This window comes from Limnohabitans sp. Rim11 (assembly GCF_001269365.1).
In the GTDB taxonomy this organism is placed as follows: domain Bacteria; phylum Pseudomonadota; class Gammaproteobacteria; order Burkholderiales; family Burkholderiaceae_C; genus Limnohabitans_A.
In genome coordinates this window covers 281038-303301 of record NZ_CXOM01000002.1, presented here as the reverse complement: position 1 = coordinate 303301, position 22264 = coordinate 281038, and the positions used below count along the sequence as shown (strand labels likewise).

General features: G+C 52.4%; 16 protein-coding genes. 13 read left to right on the top strand and 3 right to left on the bottom strand.

Annotation, left to right across the window (positions count from 1 at the left end):
- Window positions 1–50 precede the first annotated feature (50 nt).
- Genes AMM03_RS06170 through AMM03_RS06155 form a run of 4 tightly spaced genes read left to right on the top strand, consistent with a single transcriptional unit; the run spans window position 51 to window position 2907 of the window.
- Complete coding sequence (locus tag AMM03_RS06170) at window positions 51–986, top strand: 2-hydroxyacid dehydrogenase (RefSeq protein WP_090129617.1); 936 nt, start codon at window positions 51–53, stop codon at window positions 984–986.
- Window positions 987–1046: 60 nt separating this feature from the next.
- Window positions 1047–1955 (top strand): hydroxymethylglutaryl-CoA lyase, encoded by a 909-nt coding sequence (locus tag AMM03_RS06165; RefSeq protein ID WP_090129615.1) that lies wholly within the window; start codon window positions 1047–1049, stop codon window positions 1953–1955.
- 22 nt (window positions 1956–1977) lie between these two features.
- Window positions 1978–2214 carry a DUF1289 domain-containing protein gene (locus AMM03_RS06160; protein ID WP_090130668.1) on the top strand — a complete coding sequence of 79 codons (237 nt, stop codon included), beginning with the start codon at window positions 1978–1980 and terminating at the stop codon, window positions 2212–2214.
- A gap of 6 nt (window positions 2215–2220) precedes the next feature.
- A complete protein-coding gene (locus AMM03_RS06155; protein WP_090129613.1) occupies window positions 2221–2907 on the top strand; it encodes a 2-hydroxychromene-2-carboxylate isomerase in 687 nt (228 codons plus the stop codon).
- Here the strand turns inward: AMM03_RS06155 and AMM03_RS06150 are convergent.
- Window positions 2829–3107 carry a DUF4212 domain-containing protein gene (locus tag AMM03_RS06150; RefSeq protein ID WP_090129611.1) on the bottom strand — a complete coding sequence of 93 codons (279 nt, stop codon included), beginning with the start codon at window positions 3105–3107 and terminating at the stop codon, window positions 2829–2831. The two genes, AMM03_RS06155 and AMM03_RS06150, sit on opposite strands and share 79 nt — an antisense overlap.
- Window positions 3108–3316: 209 nt before the next feature.
- Here AMM03_RS06150 and AMM03_RS06145 point away from each other — a divergent pair, with 209 nt between their 5' ends.
- Window positions 3317–5077 carry an MFS transporter gene (locus tag AMM03_RS06145; RefSeq protein ID WP_090130662.1) on the top strand — a complete coding sequence of 587 codons (1761 nt, stop codon included), beginning with the start codon at window positions 3317–3319 and terminating at the stop codon, window positions 5075–5077.
- Between the two features lie 264 nt (window positions 5078–5341).
- Entirely contained in the window at window positions 5342–5557 is a 216-nt protein-coding gene (locus AMM03_RS06140; RefSeq protein ID WP_090129609.1) for a hypothetical protein, read from the top strand.
- Window positions 5558–5661: 104 nt separating this feature from the next.
- On the opposite strand, the gene AMM03_RS06135 is transcribed toward AMM03_RS06140, so the two are convergent.
- Window positions 5662–7098, bottom strand: coding sequence for a DUF1501 domain-containing protein (locus AMM03_RS06135; protein ID WP_090130660.1), 1437 nt, complete (start codon window positions 7096–7098; stop codon window positions 5662–5664).
- A gap of 23 nt (window positions 7099–7121) precedes the next feature.
- Window positions 7122–8909 carry a DUF1800 domain-containing protein gene (locus tag AMM03_RS06130; protein ID WP_090129607.1) on the bottom strand — a complete coding sequence of 596 codons (1788 nt, stop codon included), beginning with the start codon at window positions 8907–8909 and terminating at the stop codon, window positions 7122–7124.
- Window positions 8910–9140: 231 nt separating this feature from the next.
- On the opposite strand from AMM03_RS06130, the gene uvrA reads away from it, so the two are divergent.
- From uvrA to AMM03_RS06095, 7 genes are read left to right on the top strand one after another with little or no spacing between them, the layout of a single operon-like run.
- Window positions 9141–15008 carry an excinuclease ABC subunit UvrA gene (uvrA, locus tag AMM03_RS06125; RefSeq protein ID WP_090129605.1) on the top strand — a complete coding sequence of 1956 codons (5868 nt, stop codon included), beginning with the start codon at window positions 9141–9143 and terminating at the stop codon, window positions 15006–15008.
- Window positions 15009–15047: 39 nt separating this feature from the next.
- Window positions 15048–16496 carry a mannose-1-phosphate guanylyltransferase/mannose-6-phosphate isomerase gene (locus tag AMM03_RS06120; protein WP_090129603.1) on the top strand — a complete coding sequence of 483 codons (1449 nt, stop codon included), beginning with the start codon at window positions 15048–15050 and terminating at the stop codon, window positions 16494–16496.
- The gene (locus tag AMM03_RS06115; protein WP_090129601.1) at window positions 16493–17641 is read left to right on the top strand and encodes a glycosyltransferase; all 1149 of its coding nucleotides are present in this window, start codon (window positions 16493–16495) and stop codon (window positions 17639–17641) included. The genes AMM03_RS06120 and AMM03_RS06115 overlap by 4 nt, the downstream gene beginning before the upstream one ends.
- Window positions 17638–19035, top strand: a complete 1398-nt coding sequence (locus AMM03_RS06110; RefSeq protein ID WP_090129600.1) for an undecaprenyl-phosphate glucose phosphotransferase — start codon at window positions 17638–17640, stop codon at window positions 19033–19035. Before AMM03_RS06115 ends, AMM03_RS06110 begins: the two co-directional genes overlap by 4 nt.
- A 9-nt stretch (window positions 19036–19044) precedes the next feature.
- The gene (locus AMM03_RS06105; protein WP_090129598.1) at window positions 19045–19848 is read left to right on the top strand and encodes an ABC transporter permease; all 804 of its coding nucleotides are present in this window, start codon (window positions 19045–19047) and stop codon (window positions 19846–19848) included.
- Window positions 19848–21071: an ABC transporter ATP-binding protein gene (locus AMM03_RS06100; protein WP_090129596.1), complete on the top strand. Its 1224-nt coding sequence runs from the start codon at window positions 19848–19850 to the stop codon at window positions 21069–21071. Before AMM03_RS06105 ends, AMM03_RS06100 begins: the two co-directional genes overlap by 1 nt.
- Complete coding sequence (locus tag AMM03_RS06095) at window positions 21064–22260, top strand: class I SAM-dependent methyltransferase (protein ID WP_090129594.1); 1197 nt, start codon at window positions 21064–21066, stop codon at window positions 22258–22260. The genes AMM03_RS06100 and AMM03_RS06095 overlap by 8 nt, the downstream gene beginning before the upstream one ends.
- Window positions 22261–22264 lie beyond the last annotated feature (4 nt).

Below are 22264 nucleotides of genomic sequence, written 5' to 3'. Positions count from 1 at the left end.
GCAATTTAAACTGAGAGATTATTTATCCCAGTAAAGCGCTTGGATTTTTCATGAAAATTGTTTTTTGTTGCACCCATGCTGTTGCCGAGCCTTGGTTAGAAGGTTTTCGCCAGGCTTTGCCGGGGGTCGATATTTGGGAATGGCAAGCGGCTGAGCCTGGTCAAGCGCCCAAGTTGGCCGACCATGCCGTGGTGTGGGCGCCGGCCCAAGCCTTCATTGATGAGCAAACCCAATTGCAAAATTTGTTTTGCATTGGTGCTGGTGTAGATGGCTTGCTCAAATTGCAGCTGCCCGACAAACTCAGTGTGGTGCGCCTTAACGATGCGGGCATGTCGGTGCAAATGGCGGAGTATGTGTGCCATGCCGTCATTGCTTATTTTCGTGAATTTGGCGCCTACGCCCAAGACGCTGCCGCCAAGCGGTGGTCGTTTAAAAAACCATTGGTTCGCGCTGACTTTGCGGTAGGCATATTGGGCGCAGGCGTGTTGGGTAGTCGAGTGGCTTCGGCTTTGAAACACTTTGAATTTCCAGTCAATGTCTGGAGCCGTACGCCCAAACAAATGGATGGCGTTCAAAGCTTTGCTGGTCAAGAGCAGTTGCCTCATTTTTTGAAAGCCACTCGGGTGTTGGTGAATCTGCTGCCCTTAACGGCAGAGACAGAAAATATTTTGAACCGTGCCAACTTGTCGCAATTGCAGCCAGGGTCTTACCTCATCAATGTGGCGCGCGGCCATCATTTGGTGGAGCAAGATTTGCTGGACTTGCTGCAAGAAGGTCACATGGCTGGTGCCACACTGGATGTGTTTCGCAAAGAGCCCTTGCCGCAAGACCATGCTTTTTGGCTGCATCCTCAAATTACCTTAACGCCGCACGCTTCGGCCAGAACTTTGCGCGAAGAAAGCGTGGCTCAAATTGCCAGCAAAATCAAAGCGGTCTATGCAGGGCAGCCCATCGAGGGGCGAGTGGGCCGTGAGCGTGGCTATTGATACGACTAAAGCAGAAACCACTTGCCTGCATCAACTTTCCAAATTCGTTAAAGTTCAAACATGACAATTCCTTCACGCGTTAAATTGGTGGATGTGGGCCCTCGCGATGGTCTGCAAAATGAAAAGCAAACCGTGCCTGCGGCCATCAAAATTGAGTTGGTGCATCGCCTCCAAGACGCGGGCCTGACTGAAATTGAAGTCACCAGTTTTGTCAGCCCCAAGTGGGTGCCGCAAATGGCCGACAACGCCGAAGTCATGGCGGGCATTCAAAGAAAAGCAGGCGTGCGTTACTCTGCGCTCACGCCCAACATGAAGGGTTTCGAAGCCGCGTTGCTTAGCAAGCCCGATGAAATTGTGGTGTTTGCTGCAGCCAGCGAAGCCTTCAGCCAAAAGAACATCAACTGCAGCATTGAAGAAAGCATTGAGCGTTTTGCGCCCGTGGTAGAGGCTGCGCGCAACGCTGGTATTTTTGTGCGCGGCGCTATGTCGTGCGTGGTGGGCTGCCCTTACGAAGGCGAAGTGCCACCCTCTAGCGTAGAGCGATTGGCCCAACTCATGAAGGGCATTGGTGTGCAGCACATTGGCGTGGCCGACACCATTGGTGTGGGCACACCCAAAAAAGTTCAAGCGGCCATGGAGGCCACTTTGAAGCACTACGACCTTAATGATGTGTCGGGTCATTTTCATGACACGTATGGCCAAGCGGTGGGCAACACTTTAGCGTCTTTAGAAATGGGCGTTTGGCAATTTGACACATCCGTGGCCGGCTTGGGCGGCTGCCCCTATGCCAAAGGCGCCACCGGCAATGTGGCCACCGAAGACGTGGTTTACATGTTGCACGGCATGGGCATCGAGACTGGCATCGACTTAGACAAGCTGGTGGATGCGGGTGCGTTCATCAGCGATTTTTTGCAGCGCAAATCTAATTCGCGTGTGGCTACAGCCATCTTGAACAAGCGCTTGGGCTAAATTTAAAATATCGCCAATGCACATGAGCGCCATCACCCGACTCAAAGACCGAGCCCAACAAGTGTTGGCTTCAGATTCGGTGCATGTGCCTTCACCTTGCGTGTCCATTTGTGTGGTCAACCCCAACACAGGCTTGTGCGAAGGCTGTCTGCGAACGCTCAATGAAGTGGCTGCGTGGGGCCAACTGCCCAGCGCCAAACAACGCGAAGTGTGGCAACTCATTCAAGCGCGGTGCGATGCGGCCAGCGGCCATGTATAAATCCGCATGAAAGAAATTCATTTTTACTTCGATGTGATTTCGCCTTATGCGTGGTTGGCGTTTCAGGCCTTGCCCAAAAGCTTAGAAGGCATTTCGCACACAGTGCGTTACCACCCCGTGGTGTTTGGCGCCATGCTCAAACACCATGGCCAGCTTGGCCCTGCAGAAATGCCAGGCAAGCGCGATTGGACTTATCGACAAGTGATGTGGCTGGCCAAGCAGCAAGGTACTGTGCTGCAGATGCCTGCTTCCCATCCCTTTAATTCATTGGCGCTGCAGCGCATGGCGGTGGCCACGTCGCCCAAGGGTGAGCCTTCGCGAGAAGTAGTTGAAGCTATTTTTAAGCACGTGTGGTGCAATGGTTTAGAAGCCACCGATGAAGCGCGAATTGCCGAGTTGCAAAAACATCTCACACAGATGGTGCAAGTTTCTGAGCCAGGTTTTCAAATCGACATTCAATCGGCAGAAGTTAAACAACAGCTTCTGCAGCAAACACAAGCCGCCATCGATTTAGGTCTGTTTGGTGTGCCCAGCATGGTGGTCGACGGCCAAGTGTTTTGGGGGCAAGACGCATTGCCCATGCTGCGTGCGTATTTAGACGGCGATGCTTGGTTTCAGTCTTCCGATTGGCTGGACGTTGGCAAATTGCCCGTGGGTATCAAACGCTCCCAAGCATTGACCCACAAGGCATAAACCCAGGTGATGATTAAAAAGATCAACACCGAACCCTGAGCCGCCATCCAAAAGCCCAAAGGGCGATCAAAGAACACTTCGTCAAAGCTGCGGGCAAAAAACGCCACGCAAAAAGTGACGCTGCCCCATACCAACAACAAGCCCCAGCGCAGTCGGTTAACGCGCAATTCAAACTCGGCTTGAGTGATTTGTTGGGGCATGCAAATATTATGTGTTGCAAATCTGTTGCAAACGCAGTCTAGGGGCTTACCCTGCTTAAGCCGCTAATCTCACCATGTGGAACAAAAACCAAGGGTTTCACCTCATGCTGTCAGCCCATGTTGGTTTCGCGTCAGAAGGCGGTCAGAGCACTACCGAAGAATCGCCCCCAAGCCTTCGTGTCGAGGGCTATTTTTTGGAGACAGCTAATATGGCTACAACTGATCCCCGCCCGATGTCGGCCGAAGAGAAGAAGGTTATCTTCGCTTCGTCGCTGGGCACCGTGTTCGAGTGGTATGACTTCTACCTCTACGGTTCACTCGCCGCAATTATTGCGAAACAATTCTTCAGCGGCTTGGATGAAGGCTCAGCTTTCATTTTCGCGCTGTTGGCTTTTGCCGCCGGCTTCATCGTCCGTCCTTTCGGCGCCATTTTCTTTGGCCGCTTGGGCGACATGATTGGTCGCAAGTACACCTTCTTGGTCACCATCCTGATCATGGGTATCTCCACGTTCATCGTGGGTATCTTGCCTAACTACGCCAGCATTGGCGTGGCCGCTCCCGTCATCCTGATCTGCTTGCGCTTGTTGCAAGGTTTGGCTTTGGGTGGTGAGTACGGTGGTGCTGCTACTTATGTGGCCGAGCACGCGCCCATGGGCAAACGCGGTGCTTACACTTCTTGGATTCAGACCACAGCCACATTGGGCTTGTTCTTGTCACTCATGGTGATTTTGGGCACACGTACCGTCATTGGCGAAGAGGCCTTTGCCGATTGGGGCTGGCGCGTTCCGTTCATCGTTTCTATTCTGTTGTTGGCCGTGTCGGTTTACATCCGTTTGAGCATGAACGAGTCACCTGCTTTTGCCAAAATGAAAGCAGAAGGCAAAACTTCTAAGTCTCCTTTGTCCGAATCTTTCGGTCAGTGGAAAAACCTGAAAATCGTGATCTTGGCTTTGGTTGGCTTGACAGCCGGTCAAGCTGTGGTTTGGTACTCTGGCCAGTTCTACGCTTTGTTCTTCTTGACACAAGCCCTGAAAGTGGACGGCGCTACTGCCAACATCATGGTGGCCGTTTCTTTGATCATCGGCACACCGTTCTTCATCTTGTTCGGCTCACTGTCTGACAAGATTGGCCGCAAGCCCATCATCTTGGCTGGCTGCTTGTTGGCTGCCGTGACTTACTTCCCAGTGTTCAAGGCATTGACCGCTGCTGCCAACCCAGACTTGGCCGCTGCACAAGCCAAATCACAAGTGGTGGTGTCTGCTGATCCAGCAGAGTGCTCATTCCAGTTCAACCCCACAGGTACCAAGAAGTTCACTTCTTCTTGCGACATTGCCAAACAACGTTTGGCTGGCGCATCAGTGAGCTACTCTAACGAAGTGGCACCTGCCGGTACACCTGCCACCATCAAGGTTGGCGAGACTTTGGTGAAGGTTAAGTACACACCTGAAGACATCGCTGAAGCCAAGGCCAAGGCCGAAGCTAAGGTTGCTGAACTGACTGCTGCTCAACCACAAGACGCCAAAGCCTTGGAAGCTGCTAACAAGTCTGTTAAAGATTTGAGCAACGAGAAGACTGCTGGCAACATTTTGTTGGGTGCCAATTTGGGCGCTGCTTTGAAGGCTGCTGGTTACCCACCAAAAGCTGACATGGCTAAGTTTGACAAGGTCAAGGTCATTATCATTCTCACTTACTTGGTGATTTTGGTGACCATGGTGTACGGTCCTATTGCTGCCATGCTGGTAGAAATGTTCCCAACACGCATTCGTTACACCTCTATGTCCTTGCCTTACCACATCGGTAACGGTTGGTTCGGTGGTCTGTTGCCTACAACCGCTTTCGCGATCGTGGCTCAGACGGGTGACATGTACAACGGTCTCTGGTACCCCATCATCATTGCTGGCGCTACCGTGGTCATTGGTGGCTTGTTCATCAAGGAAACCAAAGACGTTGACATTTACGCCAACGACTAATTTGTAAGCTTTCCGGGACCTTCCCGGTGCTACATTCGAGCCCTCCCTTCGTGGAGGGCTTTTTTAATTGGGGTCAGATCAACATTAATTTCCAATCAAAGCCGGGTAAAGGCTAAGGGGGCTTCCTCATACTGGGGTACCAGAAATCGTTCAGCCCCCTTAGCTTTTACCCGACTTCGATTGACCAAATTAATGTTGATCTGACCCCAATTAAAAAATGTGTTTAGACCTGACCTGATTAACGATATTTTTTTGGAGAAAATTATGTGGAAAATTGCTGTTGGATTTGCTATCTTCGCCGGCCTGGCTTTGTACGTTATCTCTAAAGGCGGCGACAGCCTCGACATGGGCGGTGAAAAACACGGCGCCGATGCCGTACACGCACCTGCACCCGCCGAAGCACCTGCTGCTGCAGCGCCCGCAGCTGCTCCTGCTGCTGCCCCCGCTGCACCAGCAGCACCTGCACCTGCCGCCAAGTAATCGCTTCAGTCAATCTGGCTGTGCTTCTCGCCCAGCCAGACGGCACCAACCCCAATTGATTTCTCAGCAGGGGAAAATTAATGTTGATCTGACCCCAATTAAATTTAGAAATACCCCAAATCTACGGGGTATGCGGGTGTGCCGAAGTTTTTGAGGTTGGGCAGCACCAAGGGAAGTTCGGTGGGGCTCACGCCAAACCACTTGGCCAGCGTGGCGGCATATTGGTCAACTGAGGTGGTGGGTAGCAAGCGGCCCTGGCCTACGTGCCATTGGTCGTCGGGGGCGGCGGTGTCGCCCACGCTCACAGGGGGTGGCGTGCCGTAAAAAGCAGCACCTTTGACAGCGCCTCCCACCACAAAGTGATGCGAGCCCCAGCCATGATCCGAGCCGTCGCCGTTGGACGTTAGCGTGCGGCCAAAATCGGAAGCCGTAAAACTGGTCACTTGATTGGCCACCCCCAACTCCACTGTGGCTTTGTAAAAAGCCGTCATAGCCTCGTCCACTTTTTGCAGCAGTGGGGCATGGCGTGTGTCCAAATAATCGTGCAAGTCAAAGCCACCCAATGTGACCATGAAAACCTGGCGTTTGGCACCTAAGCTCGACCGAGCACCAATCAGTTGAGCCACCGTTTTAAGCTGGTCGGCCAAATTGTTTCCGCTTGGAAAAGGCGTGCTTAAGGACACGCCCGCCAAGCCCTGAGACACAACCGATTGCGCATTAATACCGCGCTTCATCACGGTGTTGTACTCATTCTCCAAAATATGCGAGCTGCTTTTTTGCAGCATTTGCATGAAGGCTGTTTTGAGCTCGGACTGGTTAAAAAAGTAGCTGGTGGCTGGGTTGACGGGAATGGCGCCTTTGGTGCTGCACTGGTATTGCAATGTGCTGTTGCCCGACAAAAATACATTGTTGCCCGACAAAGAAATGCAGGTGAAGAGCGAGTTGGCATTGTTGCCCATGGCTACATCGCCAAAGCGCCCACCCCAACCCACGGTTGAGCCTTCTGCCGCAGAAGATTGCCATACAGACTGCTGGTCGTTGTGTGAAAACAGTTTTGGCGGCAGCGGATATTTTTGTCGGTCTGGGCTGTTGTATTGAGCGCGAGTTAAAGGCACCACCAAGGGGCCGACATTCAGTTGCACTGCGGCTTTGCCTGAATTGAAAAGCTGCGTCAGTCCAGTCATGCTGGGATGCAAGGCATATTTTCTGCCACCAGCTAATGCTTGCGTTGGTTTAAGCTCTGTAGCAGCCAGTGCCGATTGTGACAACACCACCCCCGAGGTGTAACTGCCCGAGCCTGCCGCGCGAATGGCAAAGTATTTGGCGTAGCTGTCGTTGTCGTAAGTGACCACGGTATTGGCGTAGTCGTTGCCGCCCAACAAAAAAACACAGACCAAAGCCTTGTAATCGGATGCGGAAAAGGCGGCCGCCTCACCGATTGCGGCCAAGTTGGCCAACCAGGGTGCTGCCATGCCCGTTAAAGAAAGTTGGCCTGCTTGCCGCAAAAAATTGCGTCGTGAATTTGAAGTATTGGAATTCATATCAAGAGCTTTGTTGGGCATGGTTATTTCTGAACCAAATATTCAGCGCAGCACATCACAAACATGATGGCCTTGGCCACATAAGCGCGCTTGCTGTTGTCGCTGCTGCTTGAAGTGGTAGGCTCGTACGCAAACACACTGGTCATGTCTTTCAGGGTGGCATCTGAAATTTGCCCCGCGCACAGCAGCATATTGAGTCGCGCAAACAAAGCCTGCGGGTTGCCAACCAATGCAATTTCGGCGCTGTAATCTGGCACGATGTCGGGTCCATCGGTGGCGGTAGGGTTTTCTGGCGAGGTAATTAACTCAGGCGCCCTGACCCACATGCCGTTGATTAAGTTGTCTTGCAAATAGTTGATATACGACGCCGTGGTGCTCTCGTTCACCAATTGAAACTCGGGGGCGGTGTATTGCAGGGCCGCCATTGCCGTATTGGGCGGCACATAGCCTGGCCGGAAAAAATTAAACACAGATGGCGCTTGCAAGGGGCTTTGGCCCAGCGCGTTAACGGCCGAATAATTGGGATTGCCTATTTTCCAAGTACCCTTGAGCGACTTGACTTTGAAGGTGCGCCCCCATTGCGCGATTCGCACCATGGGTTCGCGCAATTTGCCAAAACTGGCGTTGCTTAAGCCTGCTGCATCGGTGGCCTCGGCGTCTGTCAAGATGGCTTTGAATACCGCTGCCAAATCGCCTCGCACGCCCTTGCCGTTGTTGTTAAACACAGCGGTCACCCGGCCCACATAGGCGGGAGATGGGTTGCTGCACACCAAACGCTGAATCATTTGTCGGCCAAAGAAAGGGCCAACGTTAGGGTGCTGAAATAAAGTATCTAAAGCAATTTTCAATGCCGCAGAGCCCTCGGTACCTGCAGGCACCACGGCGCCTAAAAACCGGGCTTCCAGCATGGAGTGACGGTTTGCGTTCAATTTCATGGGGCGGCGGGTGTAGCCCACCTTGCGCACCCTGTAAGAAGGTGTTGAAGAGCTGTCAAAGTAGCCTTCGGTGTCGTCGGCCTCGTAACCCGTGAATACGCGCGCCAAATTGGACACGTCCGATTGAGTGAAGGTATCAACTGGCGCGCCATTCACCTTCACCACGGTGCCGTCAAGGTTGAGTTGCTGCAAGCCGATGGTGAAGAGTTGCATCACTTCGCGAGAATAGTTTTCATCGGGCAAGCGGCCTGAGGCGACGTCTTCTTTTTGATTGCCCAGTGTGTTCAAAAACTCGCCCATGGCGATGCTGAGCGTGACGTCTTCCAGCAATTTGCGGTAGTTGCCAAATGCGTTGTTGCAAAGAATGTCCCAATAATGCGCCATGGCAAATTGGGGCCAGCTCACGGTCGATACGCCTGAGATGCCCACCACAAAAAACTCCGACAAAGCCAGCGCCATGCGCCTGCGAACGCCATCGGGCGAGGCCATGATTTGGTACCAAGCCATGTAGTTGGCATGGAAGTCCATTTCATAAAATCTGTTGTTGTCAATGGCGCTGTAGCCACGCGCCGAGAGCCAGTCCCAGCCGCCAGTGCTGGAGGGGGTGCTCATTTGTGCATCTAACCATGCGCTTGCGCCCATGCTTTTGACGGATGCTATTTCTGCTTCAGAGCTGGAAAACTGTGCGCGCTGCAGAAAACGGGCTGCGGCGTAGTCGGTGGCAAAGGTAATTTTGTCGCTGACGGCAGGGGGTGCGGGCGCAGAGCTGCCACCGCAAGCTGCCAAGAAGCTGGCTGCTGCAATTGCCGTTGTTGTTGCTTTGAAAGGCAAGCCCTGGGCTGGTTTGTCCTCGATGTCCGATACCACTTCAGTCATGAATGCCTCCAATGCCAAGCATTGTGGCCAACAATTGGGGTCAGATCAACATTAATTTCCAATCAAAGCCGGATAAAGGCTAAGGGGGCTTCCTCATACTGGGGTACCAGAAATCGTTCAGCCCCCTTAGCCTTTATCCGACTTCGATTGACCAAATTAATGTTGATCTGACCCCAATTAAATTCATCTCAAGCCTAGAATGTTGAGCCTCCACCCAAAAAGCTTGCATGTATGTCTAACGGTTTGATCAAGATTCGCGGCGCTCGTCAGCACAACCTCAAGAACATTGATTTGGACATCCGCACGGGGGAGTTGACAGTGGTCACCGGGCCCAGTGGGTCGGGTAAATCGAGTTTGGTGTTTGACACTCTGTACGCTGAAGGACAGCGGCGCTATGTGGAGACGTTCAGCGCTTATGCAAGGCAGTTTCTAGACCGCATGGACAAGCCTGCGGTGGACAAGGTGGAAGGGGTGCCACCCGCCATTGCCATCGACCAAACCAATCCCGTTAGAAGTTCGCGTTCTACCGTGGGCACCATGACCGAGCTGAACGACCATTTGAAGTTGTTGTTTGCGCGATTGGGCCATTTGCATGACAGGGACACCGCAAGGCCTGTGAAGCACGACACGCCTGAGTCTATTTTTGCGGAGTTGGTGAAGCGTGCCGAAGCGGCAGGGGATCCGCGATTGGTGTTGACGTTTCCTGTGGAGTTGCCAGGCAACACAACTGCCGAGCAGGTTGAGCAGTGGTTGTCGGCCAGTGGCTTTACCAAGGTGCAAGCTGAGCGAGAAGTGGCTACGCCTACTGGACCGCGCAAGGTGTTGGATGTGGTGGCGGACAGGTTTAGGTTGGGGAATGCGGAGAAGGCGCGGGTGGTGGAGGCCATTGAGGTGGCGCTTAAAAGAGGGGGGCGGTTAAATGTTTATGTAGTTGAGGAAGGTGCTCAATTGGGGTCAGAGCCAAAAAAATTGGATTCGCCCGGTTCGGGCTCACCCAATTTATTTGGATCTGACCCCAATTTATCCAGCGATCAAACCACTATGTGGCGCTTCTCCGCCGGCCTCCACTGCCCCGAAAGCGATCTGCGATATCCCGAGCCACTGCCTTCGATGTTTTCGTTTAATTCGGCGGTGGGGGCTTGCGAAACTTGCCGTGGATTTGGACGGGTGATTGGTGTGGATCTGGGCTTGGTCATTCCGAATGACAAACTCACCCTGAGAGCCGGCGCCATCAAGACCATTCAAACGCCTGCATGGAAGGAAGCGCAAGACGACCTCATGCGCCATGCCGAAGCGGCGGGCATTCCGCGCGACACACCCTGGTTCAAGCTAACCGCAGAACAGCAAAAGTGGGTGATTGAAGGCTCGCCCAACTGGAATGGCAAATGGAACCAGCAGTGGTACGGTGTGCACCGCTTCTTTGGCTACCTCGAAAGCAAAGCCTACAAGATGCACATCCGCGTGCTCTTGTCCAAATACCGCAGCTACACCGAATGCGGTTCGTGCGGGGGTGCAAGGCTTAAAGCCGACAGCCTCATCTGGCGCATCGGCAGCGCAGAAGATGCCAACGCCACATTGCCCAAAGAAAAACGCTTCATGCCCAAAGGCGTGAAGTGGACGCGTCAACAACTCGAAGCCTTGCCTGGCCTCAGCCTGCATGACCTCATGATCATGCCCATCGACAAGCTGCGCAATTTTTTCGATCGCATGTCGGCCACGGCCATTCAAGAAAACAGTCAAGACGGCGAAGCGCAAGCGCTCAAACTTTTGCTAGAAGAAATTACCAACCGCCTCAAATACTTGTGCGATGTGGGCATTGGCTACCTCACACTCGACCGCCAAAGCCGCACCCTCAGCGGCGGTGAAGTGCAGCGCATCAACCTCACGACTGCATTAGGAACATCACTCGTCAACACGCTGTTTGTGTTGGACGAGCCCAGCATTGGCCTGCACCCACGCGACATGAGCCGCATCACGCAAGCCATGCACCGTCTCCGAGATGCTGGCAACACGCTGGTGGTTGTTGAACACGACCCCGCTGTGATGCTGGCCGCCGATCGCATGATCGACATGGGCCCTGGCCCTGGCGAGAAGGGCGGCCACATTGTGTTTGATGGCAGCACGCAAGATTTAAAAAACGCCAACACCCTCACGGGCGATTACTTGGGCGGCCGCAAGCAAGTGGGCATGGGCTTCAAGCGTTTGGTCACCGACAACACGCCACGCCTCATCCTGGAAGGCGCCAAAGAGCACAACCTCAAAAACGTCTCGATTGATTTTCCGTTGCAGCGTTTGGTGTGTGTGACGGGTGTCAGCGGCTCAGGCAAATCCAGTTTGATTCAAGACGTCTTAGCTCCCGCACTTTTAAGACACTTTGGCAAGAGCACCGAAACACCCGGTGCACACGACCGTTTGTTGGGCGCCGATCATTTAAGCGACGTGATATTTGTAGACCAATCGCCCATCGGCAAAACAGCGCGCTCAAACCCTGTCAGTTATGTGGGCGCATGGGATGCACTGAGAGAAATTTTTGCAGTAGCGTCACTTTCAAAACAACGTGGCTACACCGCTTCCAAGTTCAGTTTCAACAGCGGCGATGGCCGATGCCCCACTTGCGGCGGCTCTGGCTTTGAGCACGTCGAAATGCAGTTCTTAAGCGACGTGTATTTGCGTTGCCCCGATTGCGATGGCAAGCGTTACCGTCCCGAAATTTTGGAAATTACCATTGAGCGACAAGCCATTGGTGATTTGCGTGCGCGTCGATTGAATGTGGCCGATGTACTCGACCTCACAGTCAGCGAGGCAGCAGCCTTGTTCGCGCAAGATCGCGATGTGATTCGTGCACTGCAACCCATCGTCGATGTGGGCCTTGAGTATGTGAAGTTGGGCCAGCCTGTACCGACTTTGTCAGGCGGCGAAGCGCAACGTTTGAAGCTGGCGGGGTTCTTGGCGGGTGCTGCCAAATCTGCCACGTCAAGCAAACAATCTTTGGCCAAAAAAGGCACCTTGTTCTTGTTCGACGAGCCCACCACCGGTTTGCACTTTGACGACATTGCCAAGTTGATGCGCGCTTTGCGCAAGTTGCTTGAAGGCGGTCATTCACTCATTGTGATTGAGCACAATTTGGACGTGATCCGAGCCAGCGATTGGCTGATTGACTTGGGCCCAGAAGGCGGCGATGCAGGTGGCTATGTGGTGGCCGAAGGCATGCCAGAAGATGTTCGAAATCATGCGACATCACATACCGCATTGGCGCTGCGTGAGTATGCACAAGCCATGGGCGAGTTGGGGGGCATTTTGCAAGTTGCCGAGGCTCCCAAGCAAGCGCTTGCCAAAGTGGCTCGAAAACAAACTGCAGAAGACAACAGCATTCGAATCGTCAACGCCAAAGAACACAACCTCAAAAACCTAAGCGTCAACATTCCACGCGGTCAATTCAACGTGATCACCGGCGTCAGCGGCTCTGGTAAATCCACCTTGGCCTTTGACATTCTGTTCAACGAAGGTCAACGCCGTTACCTCGAAAGTTTGAACGCCTACGCGCGCAGCATTGTGCAACCCGCTGGTCGTCCTGAAGTAGACGCGGTGTACGGTATTCCGCCCACAGTGGCCATTGAACAACGCTTGTCACGCGGCGGTAGAAAAAGTACTGTGGGAACCACCACCGAGGTGTGGCACTTCTTAAGACTTTTGTACGTCAAGCTAGGTACACAACATTGCATTCACGACAACGCCGCCGTGGCGCCGCAAACACCCGATAGCATTGCCGCGCAGCTGCTCAAAAATTTCAAAGGCCAGCACATTGGTTTGCTGGCGCCTTTGGTCATGAACCGAAAAGGTGTTTACACCGAACTGGCCGAATGGGCACGCCCCCGTGGCTACACACACTTGCGAGTGGATGGCAATTTCTTGCCCACACAAAATTTCCCGCGCATTGACCGCTTTAAAGAGCACACCATTGAGCTGCCTGTGGCCAGCCTCAAAATCAGTGCCGATCAAGAAAAACAACTCAGAGAAGCACTGACCAAAACTTTGGAATTGGGCAAAGGCGTGGTGCATGTGTTGAGCGATTTAAATGGCTTGCAAGACGCCATGGAAGCCAACCAAGCCACGGCACACATTGGCAAGTTGCAAGTGTTCTCAACACTGCGTGCTTGTCCTGTTTGTAGCACCTCTTACAACGAACTCGATCCGCGCTTGTTTAGCTACAACAGCAAACACGGCTGGTGCCCCGAGTGTGTGGGCACAGGGGTGAAATTGACCAAAGATCAACGCAAAGTGTTTGACGACTCGGTCAGAGATGACGATCAAAAAGGCCGCGAGCAAAGTTTTGCTGAGCCCGAAATTGAAGATTTGATTGAGCAAGTGTGTCCGCACTGCGAAGGCACACGACTGAACCAAACTGCGCGCCATGTGAAGTTCACAGCGCAGCTTTTGCCCATCACCGATATTGCCAGCATGAGCGTCACCGACGTGCGCAAATGGGTGCAAAGTTTGGCCAAAGCCAACGAGTTGTCGCAACGCGAACAAGACATTGCACGCGACCTCTTGCCCGAAATTGAAAGCCGCTTGGAGTTTCTCGAAGAAGTAGGTTTGGGCTATCTCACGCTAGACCGCGGCGCCCCCACACTCAGCGGCGGTGAAGCACAGCGAATCAGGTTGGCCGCGCAATTGGGCAGCAACTTGCAAGGTGTGTGCTACGTGCTCGACGAACCCACCATCGGTTTGCATGCACGCGACAATCAAATCTTGTTGAACGCGCTGCACAAGCTGGGCGACAAAGGCAACACGCTGGTGGTGGTAGAACACGACGAAGACACCATCAGAAGAGCCGACCACATCATCGACATTGGTCCTAGCGCGGGCAAGCGCGGGGGGCGCTTGGTGGCACAAGGCAGCGTGAAAGACATCACCGACGCCGCTGATTCGCAAACGGGCAAGTACCTCTTGCACGCCATGAAGCATCCGCTGCAAACGAGGCGCAACATGCCCTCTTTCAAAGTAGGCAGCAAGGCTGACAAAGAAAACACGGAAGTCCTGAAGTGGCTAGAACTCAAAGGTGCCAACCTGCACAATTTGCAAAACGTCAACGTGCAAATTCCATTGCAACGCTTGGTGGCCGTGACGGGTGTGAGCGGTTCTGGCAAATCCACCTTGGCCCGCGATGTGTTGCTGGCCAACGTACAAAGCCATGTGAGCCAACGCAGCACCAAAGCTGGCAGAGATGAACAAGACGCCGGCAAATTTCCTGCGCTCAGTGGGTGCACAGAGCTGAAAGGTTTTGAAGCGGTTGACCGCGTGCTAGAAGTGGACCAAACCCCCATTGGCAAAACCCCCCGCAGTTGCCCGGCCACCTACATTGGTTTTTGGGACACCATTCGAAAACTCTTCGCTGAAACATTGGAAGCCAAAGCGCGCGGCTATGCAGCAGGCAGATTCAGCTTCAACACGGGCGAAGGCCGATGCCATACGTGCGAAGGCCAAGGCCTGCGAACCATTGAGATGAGTTTCTTGCCCGATGTGAAAGTGCCTTGCGAGGCATGTCATGGCGCGCGTTTCAATCCAGAAACTTTGGCGGTCACATGGCGTGGCAAAAGCATTGGCGATGTGCTCAAAATGGAAGTAGACGAAGCCGTTGCATTCTTTGAAACCATGCCGTCCATTGCGCACCCCTTGCAACTTCTAAAAGACGTTGGCTTGGGCTATCTCACGCTGGGTCAGCCATCCCCCACACTGAGCGGCGGTGAAGCGCAGCGCATCAAGTTGGTCACCGAACTCACCAAAGTGAGAGACGAAGTGGGCAAGCGCGGCAACAAAGCGCCGCACACCTTGTACGTGCTGGACGAACCCACGGTGGGCCTTCACATGGGCGACGTCGACAAGCTGATTCATGTCTTGCACAGATTGGTGAATGCGGGTCACAGCGTGTTGGTGATTGAGCACGACTTGGATGTGATCGCCGAAGCCGACTGGATCATTGACCTGGGGCCTGAGGGCGGTAAGGCGGGGGGGCAAGTGGTGGCCAGCGCCAGTCCGGAAGAGGTGGTTAGGCTGGGAACACACACTGGCAAGGCATTGCAAGCTGTGTTATTGCGCTGAATTGGTCAATTTGTGTACTAAAATTATAATTTTTCGAACATGAAAATTACGCCCGTCATTCTTTGCGGAGGGTCAGGTACCAGGCTGTGGCCTTTGTCCCGCTCGGGCTTTCCAAAGCAATTCATTGCGCTGTCTGGCGAGCACAGTCTTTTCCAGCAGGCCGTGAAGCGCGTTCAAGACCTTGGCCATGACGGGTTTGCGGTGGGCACAGCGCTCATTGTTACCAACGAAGAGCATCGCTTCTTGGCCTTGGACCAACTCAAAGACATGCCTGGCGTCAATGCGCAGCTCATTCTTGAGCCCACAGCGCGCAACACAGCCCCCGCGCTAACGCTTGCGGCATTAGAGGCTTTGGAGCAAGGCGAAGACTCGGTCATGGTGGTGTCACCTGCCGACCACGCTGTACAACACCTCGACGTCTTTCAAACACAATTGGCCCAAGCCATTCGCGTGGCCCAAAGTGGTGGCATTGTCACCTTGGGCATCACACCCACCAAACCCGAAACGGGCTACGGCTACATCAAAGCCGCGCCACAAAGTTTGGCGCATGGCCAACGCCAAGTTGAGCGCTTTGTCGAAAAGCCCAACTTAGAAACTGCGCAGCAGTACCTAGACAGTGGCGCGTATTTTTGGAACAGCGGCATCTTCATCTTGAAGGCCAGCGTTTGGTTGGAAGCCTTGCAAGCATTTCGGGCCGACATTGCAGACGCCTGTCGCCATGCATGGCACCGCAAAAGCATTGAATACAAATTTGTCAGACCCGACACAGAATTGTTTTTGCACATTCCCAGCGAATCCATTGATTATGCTGTGATGGAAAAATGCCCCGGCTCACAGTTTCCCATTCACACCATTCCCTTAGATGCGGGCTGGAGTGACCTAGGTTCTTGGGATGCTGTGTGGGAGTTGGGCGCTAAAGATGCGCAAGGCAATGTGCAGCATGGCGACGTTTTGATGTCGGGTACACACGGCACCTTGGTGTATGCCGCTTCTCGCTTGGTCACCACCGTGGGGGTTGATGACATGGTCATCGTGGAAACTGCCGATGCCGTTTTGGTGGCGCACCGCGATCGCAGCCAAGAGGTCAAAGCCATCGTGCAAAGCTTGTCAAAGCAAGAACGCTTTGAACAAACCCTGCACCGCAAAGTACATCGCCCTTGGGGTTGGTACGACAGTGTGGACGAAGGCGATCGCTTTAAGGTGAAGCGCATTTGCGTCAATCCAGGGGGTGTCTTGAGTTTGCAAAAACACAATCATCGTGCGGAGCATTGGATTGTGGTGAAAGGTGTTGCAGACGTCACTTGCAACGACCAAGTCAAGCGACTGAATGAAAACGAATCGACTTACATTCCTCTGGGTTCGGTTCACCGACTGAGCAATCCAGGTACAACGCCTCTGGAATTGATCGAAGTTCAAACGGGCGGCTACCTGGGTGAAGATGACATTGTGCGGTTTAAAGATTCCTACGGAAGAAGCACCGCTGAATGAAGATTGCAATCGTCCACGACTGGTTGGTCACCTTTGCTGGCGCAGAGCGCGTGCTGGCAGAAATGATGGTGTGCTACCCAGACGCAGACATTTTTGCAGTCATTGATTTTTTAAAACCTGAAGACCGTGGTTTCTTGAATGGCAAGCACGTCACCACCAGCTGGTTGCAAAAATTGCCAGGCGTTCACAAGTTTTACCAGCGCTATTTGCCGCTGATGCCGTGGGCGATACAAAGCCTAGATTTGAGCCAGTACGATGTGGTGATTTCAAGTTCACATGCGGTTGCCAAAGGGGTCCGGCTGGCGCCGCATCAGTTGCATGTTTGCATGTGCTACACCCCCATGCGCTATGCATGGGACCTCCGCACTGCCTATTTAAATGACGCTGGTTTGAATACTGGCATCAAAGGATGGCTGGCCAATTGGTTACTAGACCGCATTCAAAAATGGGATTTTGAAAATTCCAAGAATGTGCATCACTTTGTGGCCATTTCCAATTACATCGCAGAGCGCATTGCCCGATGTTATGGCCGCACCTCCGTACTTGTGTATCCACCGGTGGATGTAGCGGGTTTTGGTTTGAAAACTGCACCCCCTCAAAACTATTTCATCACAGCGTCTAGGTTGGTGCCCTACAAAAATGTGGCACTTATCATCAAAGCCTTTGCACAGATGCCCGATTTGCATTTAAAAGTGGTGGGCACAGGCTCTGAATTTGAACATTGCAAAAAGTTGGCAGGCCCCAATGTTGAAATGATGGGTTTTTTGCCGCATGACGAACTGGCGCAGCAAATTCAAGGCGCGCAGGCGTTTATCTTTGCGGCAGATGAAGACTTCGGCATTGCACCCCTTGAAGCGCAAGCCTGTGGAACCCCCGTCATTGCATATGCCAAAGGTGGTGCGTTGGAAACTGTGGCAGTGAAAGAACGGCCCACCGGCTTATTTTTTCACGCACAAACAGAAAGCGCCATTGCACAGGCGGTTAGAAGTTTTGATCTGCAGAACTTCCAGGCTGCCCACTGCCGTCAAAACGCCATGAAGTTCTCGGCTGCCAATTTCCGCGACAATTTCAAGCAAAAAATCGACCTGTTTTGGCGCGAATTTCAAGTTCAATTAAATGGCAGCAAAGCGGGAGTTGCTGCATGACCTGGGACCCCGAAAATTTTCAATTTGCAGGACGCGGAGCCCTGCGCTTATCGTCCCCTTGGGTGCGTTATCTGGCCCTGCTGGCCGACTGCGCATTGGTTTGCATTGCGGGTGTTGTTGTTTACAACCTTTACCACCAAAAATCTTACGGGTTTTTTGAACTGCCGACCAGTTATCAAGTTTTGATTTTGAGCGCTGGTGCATTGCTTGGATTGTTCATTGAGACGCTGTATCGCTCATGGCGATTGCAAAACTTGTTTCACATGTTGCGAATTTTGCTCATGGTTTGGCTCGGCGTCATGGCCATTGAAGTCATGGGCTTGTTCTTGGTGAAAAAAACTACCGATGTTTCCAGGGCTTGGTATGTGTTTTGGGGCGTTAGCAGTTTTTTGCTGTTGTCCATAGAGCGTGTCTTGGTTTACTTGTGGTTGCGCGGATTGCGCCGCAAGGGTTTGAATTTCAAAACAGTGTTGGTGGTGGGCATGAACAGCATTGGTGATCAAGTCATTGAAAAATTAAAGAACGCCAATTTCACTGGCATGAAAGTTATCGGTCATATTGAACCTTCACAAGTGGTTGACTACATGGATTTGCCGCAGCACCAACAGCCTCAAGAAGTCTGGATTTGCCTGCCTCTCAGTGACTCACTAGGCATTCAAACCAGCTTGTTTGCACTGAACCAAAGCGTTGCATCCATTCGTTTAATTCCCGATTGGTTTTCAAGCAAGCTCATGGGCCATGGTTTAAGCGAAGAACTGGGCATGCCCATGGTCGATCTTTCCTATTCGCCCATTTCTGGCACCACTTGGTTTGTCAAAGAGTTGGTGGACCGTGTGTTGGCGGCGCTGATCCTGGTTTTCGTCAGCCCTCTGATGTTGTTGATTGCACTGGCCATTTATGCCACCATGGGTGGTCCTGTTTTGTTCAAACAAGCTCGCAACGGGTGGAATGGCAAGCTCATTCGGATATATAAATTCCGAACCATGCAGCACCACCAAGAATCCGAGGGCCAGGTCTTGCAAGCGCAAAAGAACGACCCCAGAGTGACGCCCTTAGGTGCTTTTTTAAGAAGAACCAGTTTGGACGAGTTGCCACAGTTTTTCAATGTTTTGCAGGGCCGCATGTCCATCGTTGGGCCACGCCCCCACGTGGTCACACACAATGAGTATTATCGAAATATGGTGCCTAGATACATGCTTCGACACAAAGTCAAACCTGGCATTACAGGTTGGGCGCAAATTAATGGCTTCCGAGGTGAAACAGACACTCTCGAAAAAATGGAAAAACGGGTTGAGCTAGATCTTTATTACATCGAGCGCATGTCGATTTGGCTCGATTTGAAAATCATTGTGCTCTCAGTGTTCAAGGGCTTTGTTCATCGCAACGCGTACTGACAACCCAGCATGAATTTCATTGTTAAAACTCTCCAACAAGCATGGCAATACCGTGGGTTTGTGCTTGGCAGCGTGAAGCGAGAGTTTCAAGCCAAATACCATCAGTCACTTCTGGGGGTCGTCTGGACACTGATTCAGCCCTTGACCATGATTTTGGTTTACACCCTCGTTTTTTCACAGGTTATGAAAACCAAACTCCCAGGCACAACGTCTGGCTTTGGCTACAGCATCTACCTGTGTGCGGGGCTGTTAACTTGGGGTTTGTTCGCCGAAATGGTCAATCGAAGTCAGACCCTTTTCATCGACAACGCCAACTTGCTCAAAAAACTTAACTTCCCCAGCGCCTTGCTGCCGCTCATTTCCATGTGTCATGCGCTGGTCAACTTCGGCATCATCTTCGGATTGTTCTTGATTTTTCTGGTGGTCAGTGGGCAATGGCCAGGCTGGGTCATTGCCGCGCTATTACCTGTGCTGGCCGTGCAACTCATGATGTCCTTTGGTTTGGGGCTTATTTTGGGCGTGCTCAATGTGTTCTTTAGAGACGTCGGACAATTTTTCTCGGTGTTCCTGCAACTTTGGTTTTGGTTAACACCCATTGTTTACCCAAGCAGTGTTTTGCCCAGTTCGCTGCAGCCTTACCTGGCTATCAATCCCATGTACGGCGTTGTCTCTGCGTACCAAGAAATTTTGGTTCATGGGCAATGGCCCCAATTTGCCAATTTGGTTTGGCCCTTGACCTTCGGTGTTTCAGTGTGTGTTCTGGGCGGCCTTTTGTTCAGTCGGCGCGCCGGTGAATTGGTGGACGAACTCTGATGATCGCAATCGCTGTTCAGGGTCTGGGCAAGGCCTATCAACAATACGACAACCGATGGCACAGGTTATGGGAATGGCTATGGCCTGGTGCCCAAAAATGGCATCGTCTCAACTGGGTCCTTCAAGATTTAAGTTTTGAAGTGAAGGCTGGCGAAGCAGTCGGCATCATTGGTGTTAACGGTGCCGGTAAAAGCACCCTTTTGAAAATCATCACAGGAACCACGCAGGCCAGCACCGGACACGTTCAATTGCAGGGACGCGTTTCGGCCTTGCTTGAGTTGGGCATGGGCTTTCACCCAGACTTTACAGGTCGACAAAATGTCATCATGGCAGCCCAATTGATGGGCCTGTCGACAGAAGACGCTTGGGCTTTAATGCCCGACATCGAAGCCTTTGCAGAGATAGGACCGTACATTGACTCGCCCGTCAGAATTTACAGCAGCGGTATGCAAATGCGGCTGGCCTTCAGCGTGGCCACTGCGGTTCGCCCCGATATTTTGATCGTGGATGAAGCCTTGTCGGTAGGTGATGCCTATTTCCAACACAAAAGCTTCGAGCGCATTCGGCAATATCAAAAAAGTGGCACCACCTTGTTATTGGTCAGTCATGACAAGGCGGCCATTCAAAGCATCTGCAACCGCGCTATCTTGCTCAACCAAGGCTGCAAGGTCATGGAGGGCGAGCCAGAGTTGGTAATGAACCACTACAACGCCATGTTGGCCGACGCAAAGGGCGACAGCATTCAATTGCGCGCAACACCTTCTGGCCTCACCAGCACGCATTCAGGCACAGGTGAGGTGGTCATTCAACAGTTGAAATTGTTGAATCAAGATGGCGCACACGTTGAAACTTTGCGTACGGGTGAAAAAGCTCGCATGCAATTGGTCGCCCAAGTGAAACAAGCCGTGGCCGAGTTGGTCATGGGTGTCATGCTCAAAGACAGATTGGGGCAAGTGGTGTTTGGCGTGAATACCTTTCACAGCCATCAGGTTTTGACGGACTTAAAACCTGGTCAAACGGTTGCGTTAGAGTTTGAATTCGATGCCAACTTAGGCCCGGGCCATTACTCAGTCACGGTGGCACTGCATGCGGGTGCCAATCATGTTCAAAGCAATTACGATTGGCGTGATTTGGCTTTGATGTTTGAAGTGATCAATGTAGGCAAAGAAGAATTTGTGGGCGTTAGCTGGTTACCGCACACGCTAAGGACTCGACATGAGTGATCAGTTTTACAGAGCGTTTGAAGATAAGTTTCGCGGCACCAGAGCGCTGATTCAAAAGCGTCTTGAGGTTTACTTGCCTTTTGTGAAGCCTCTGCACCAGGCTCATCCCAGCGCGTTGATGCTGGACTTGGGTTGTGGGCGCGGTGAGTGGTTGGAGCTGTTGCAAGCTCATCAAATGGCTGCATTGGGTGTCGACCTCGATGCTGGCATGTTAGACGCTTGTTTGGAAAAAAATCTGCATGTTCACTGCCAAGATGCGTTGGCATATTTAAAAGAATTGCCCAGCGACACTGCGGCGGTGATATCGGCATTTCATTTGGTAGAACACCTGTCCTTTGATCGCTTGAAAGAATTGGTGGCAGAAGCACACCGTGTGCTGAAGTCGGGTGGTTTGCTCATCATGGAAACCCCCAACCCAGAAAACTTCTTGGTGGCCACACAAAACTTTTACTTAGATCCAACGCATGTCAGGCCTATACCACCCGACTTGCTGGCATTTGTGCCAGAGTTTTTTGGATTTGAGTCGGTCAAGGTTTTGCGTTTGCAAGAAGCACCAGAAGTGTTAACGCAAGCCAACCTGTCTGTGCTGGAGGTTCTAACGGGTGCCAGCCCCGACTATGCCGTTGTGTCACAAAAAGCGGGTCATCCAGGTTTGAAGCATGACTTGCAGGCATTGTTTGACAAAGCTTTTGGCATCAGCGGCCATGCCCTGCTCGAGCGTCATCGGCAACAAACCCACGATGCCCAGTTTCAACTGGACAGGTCAATGTCGCAGTTGGCGAATCAGTTTCAGTCAAATTTGAATCGACTCGCAGATGCTGTATCTGGGGTTCAACAAAACCATTCGCCAAAATACAAAGGTGTTGTGGGATGGCTTGTATTGCAAACCCTCAGGCTGGCAGAGCAGGGTGTTTGGGCTAGAGTTCGCGCGCTAGTCTTGAAAGTACTGCGCCTCTTATTGTCGCCTCTGGTGATCGTTATCAAGTCGAATCCAGCATTGAAGCTGAAGATGATCAAGCTCGCGCAAGCAGTTCACTTGGATGTTTTCCTAAGAAAACTATGGGCGAACCATTCGATGTCTGACGAAATGACATCCGCAACTGCAAACGAACAACCCATTACGGAAGTCAGTATGTCTAAAAATGCGCAAAAAATGGCGCAGACTTTCCAACATCACAAGACGCCATAGGCCC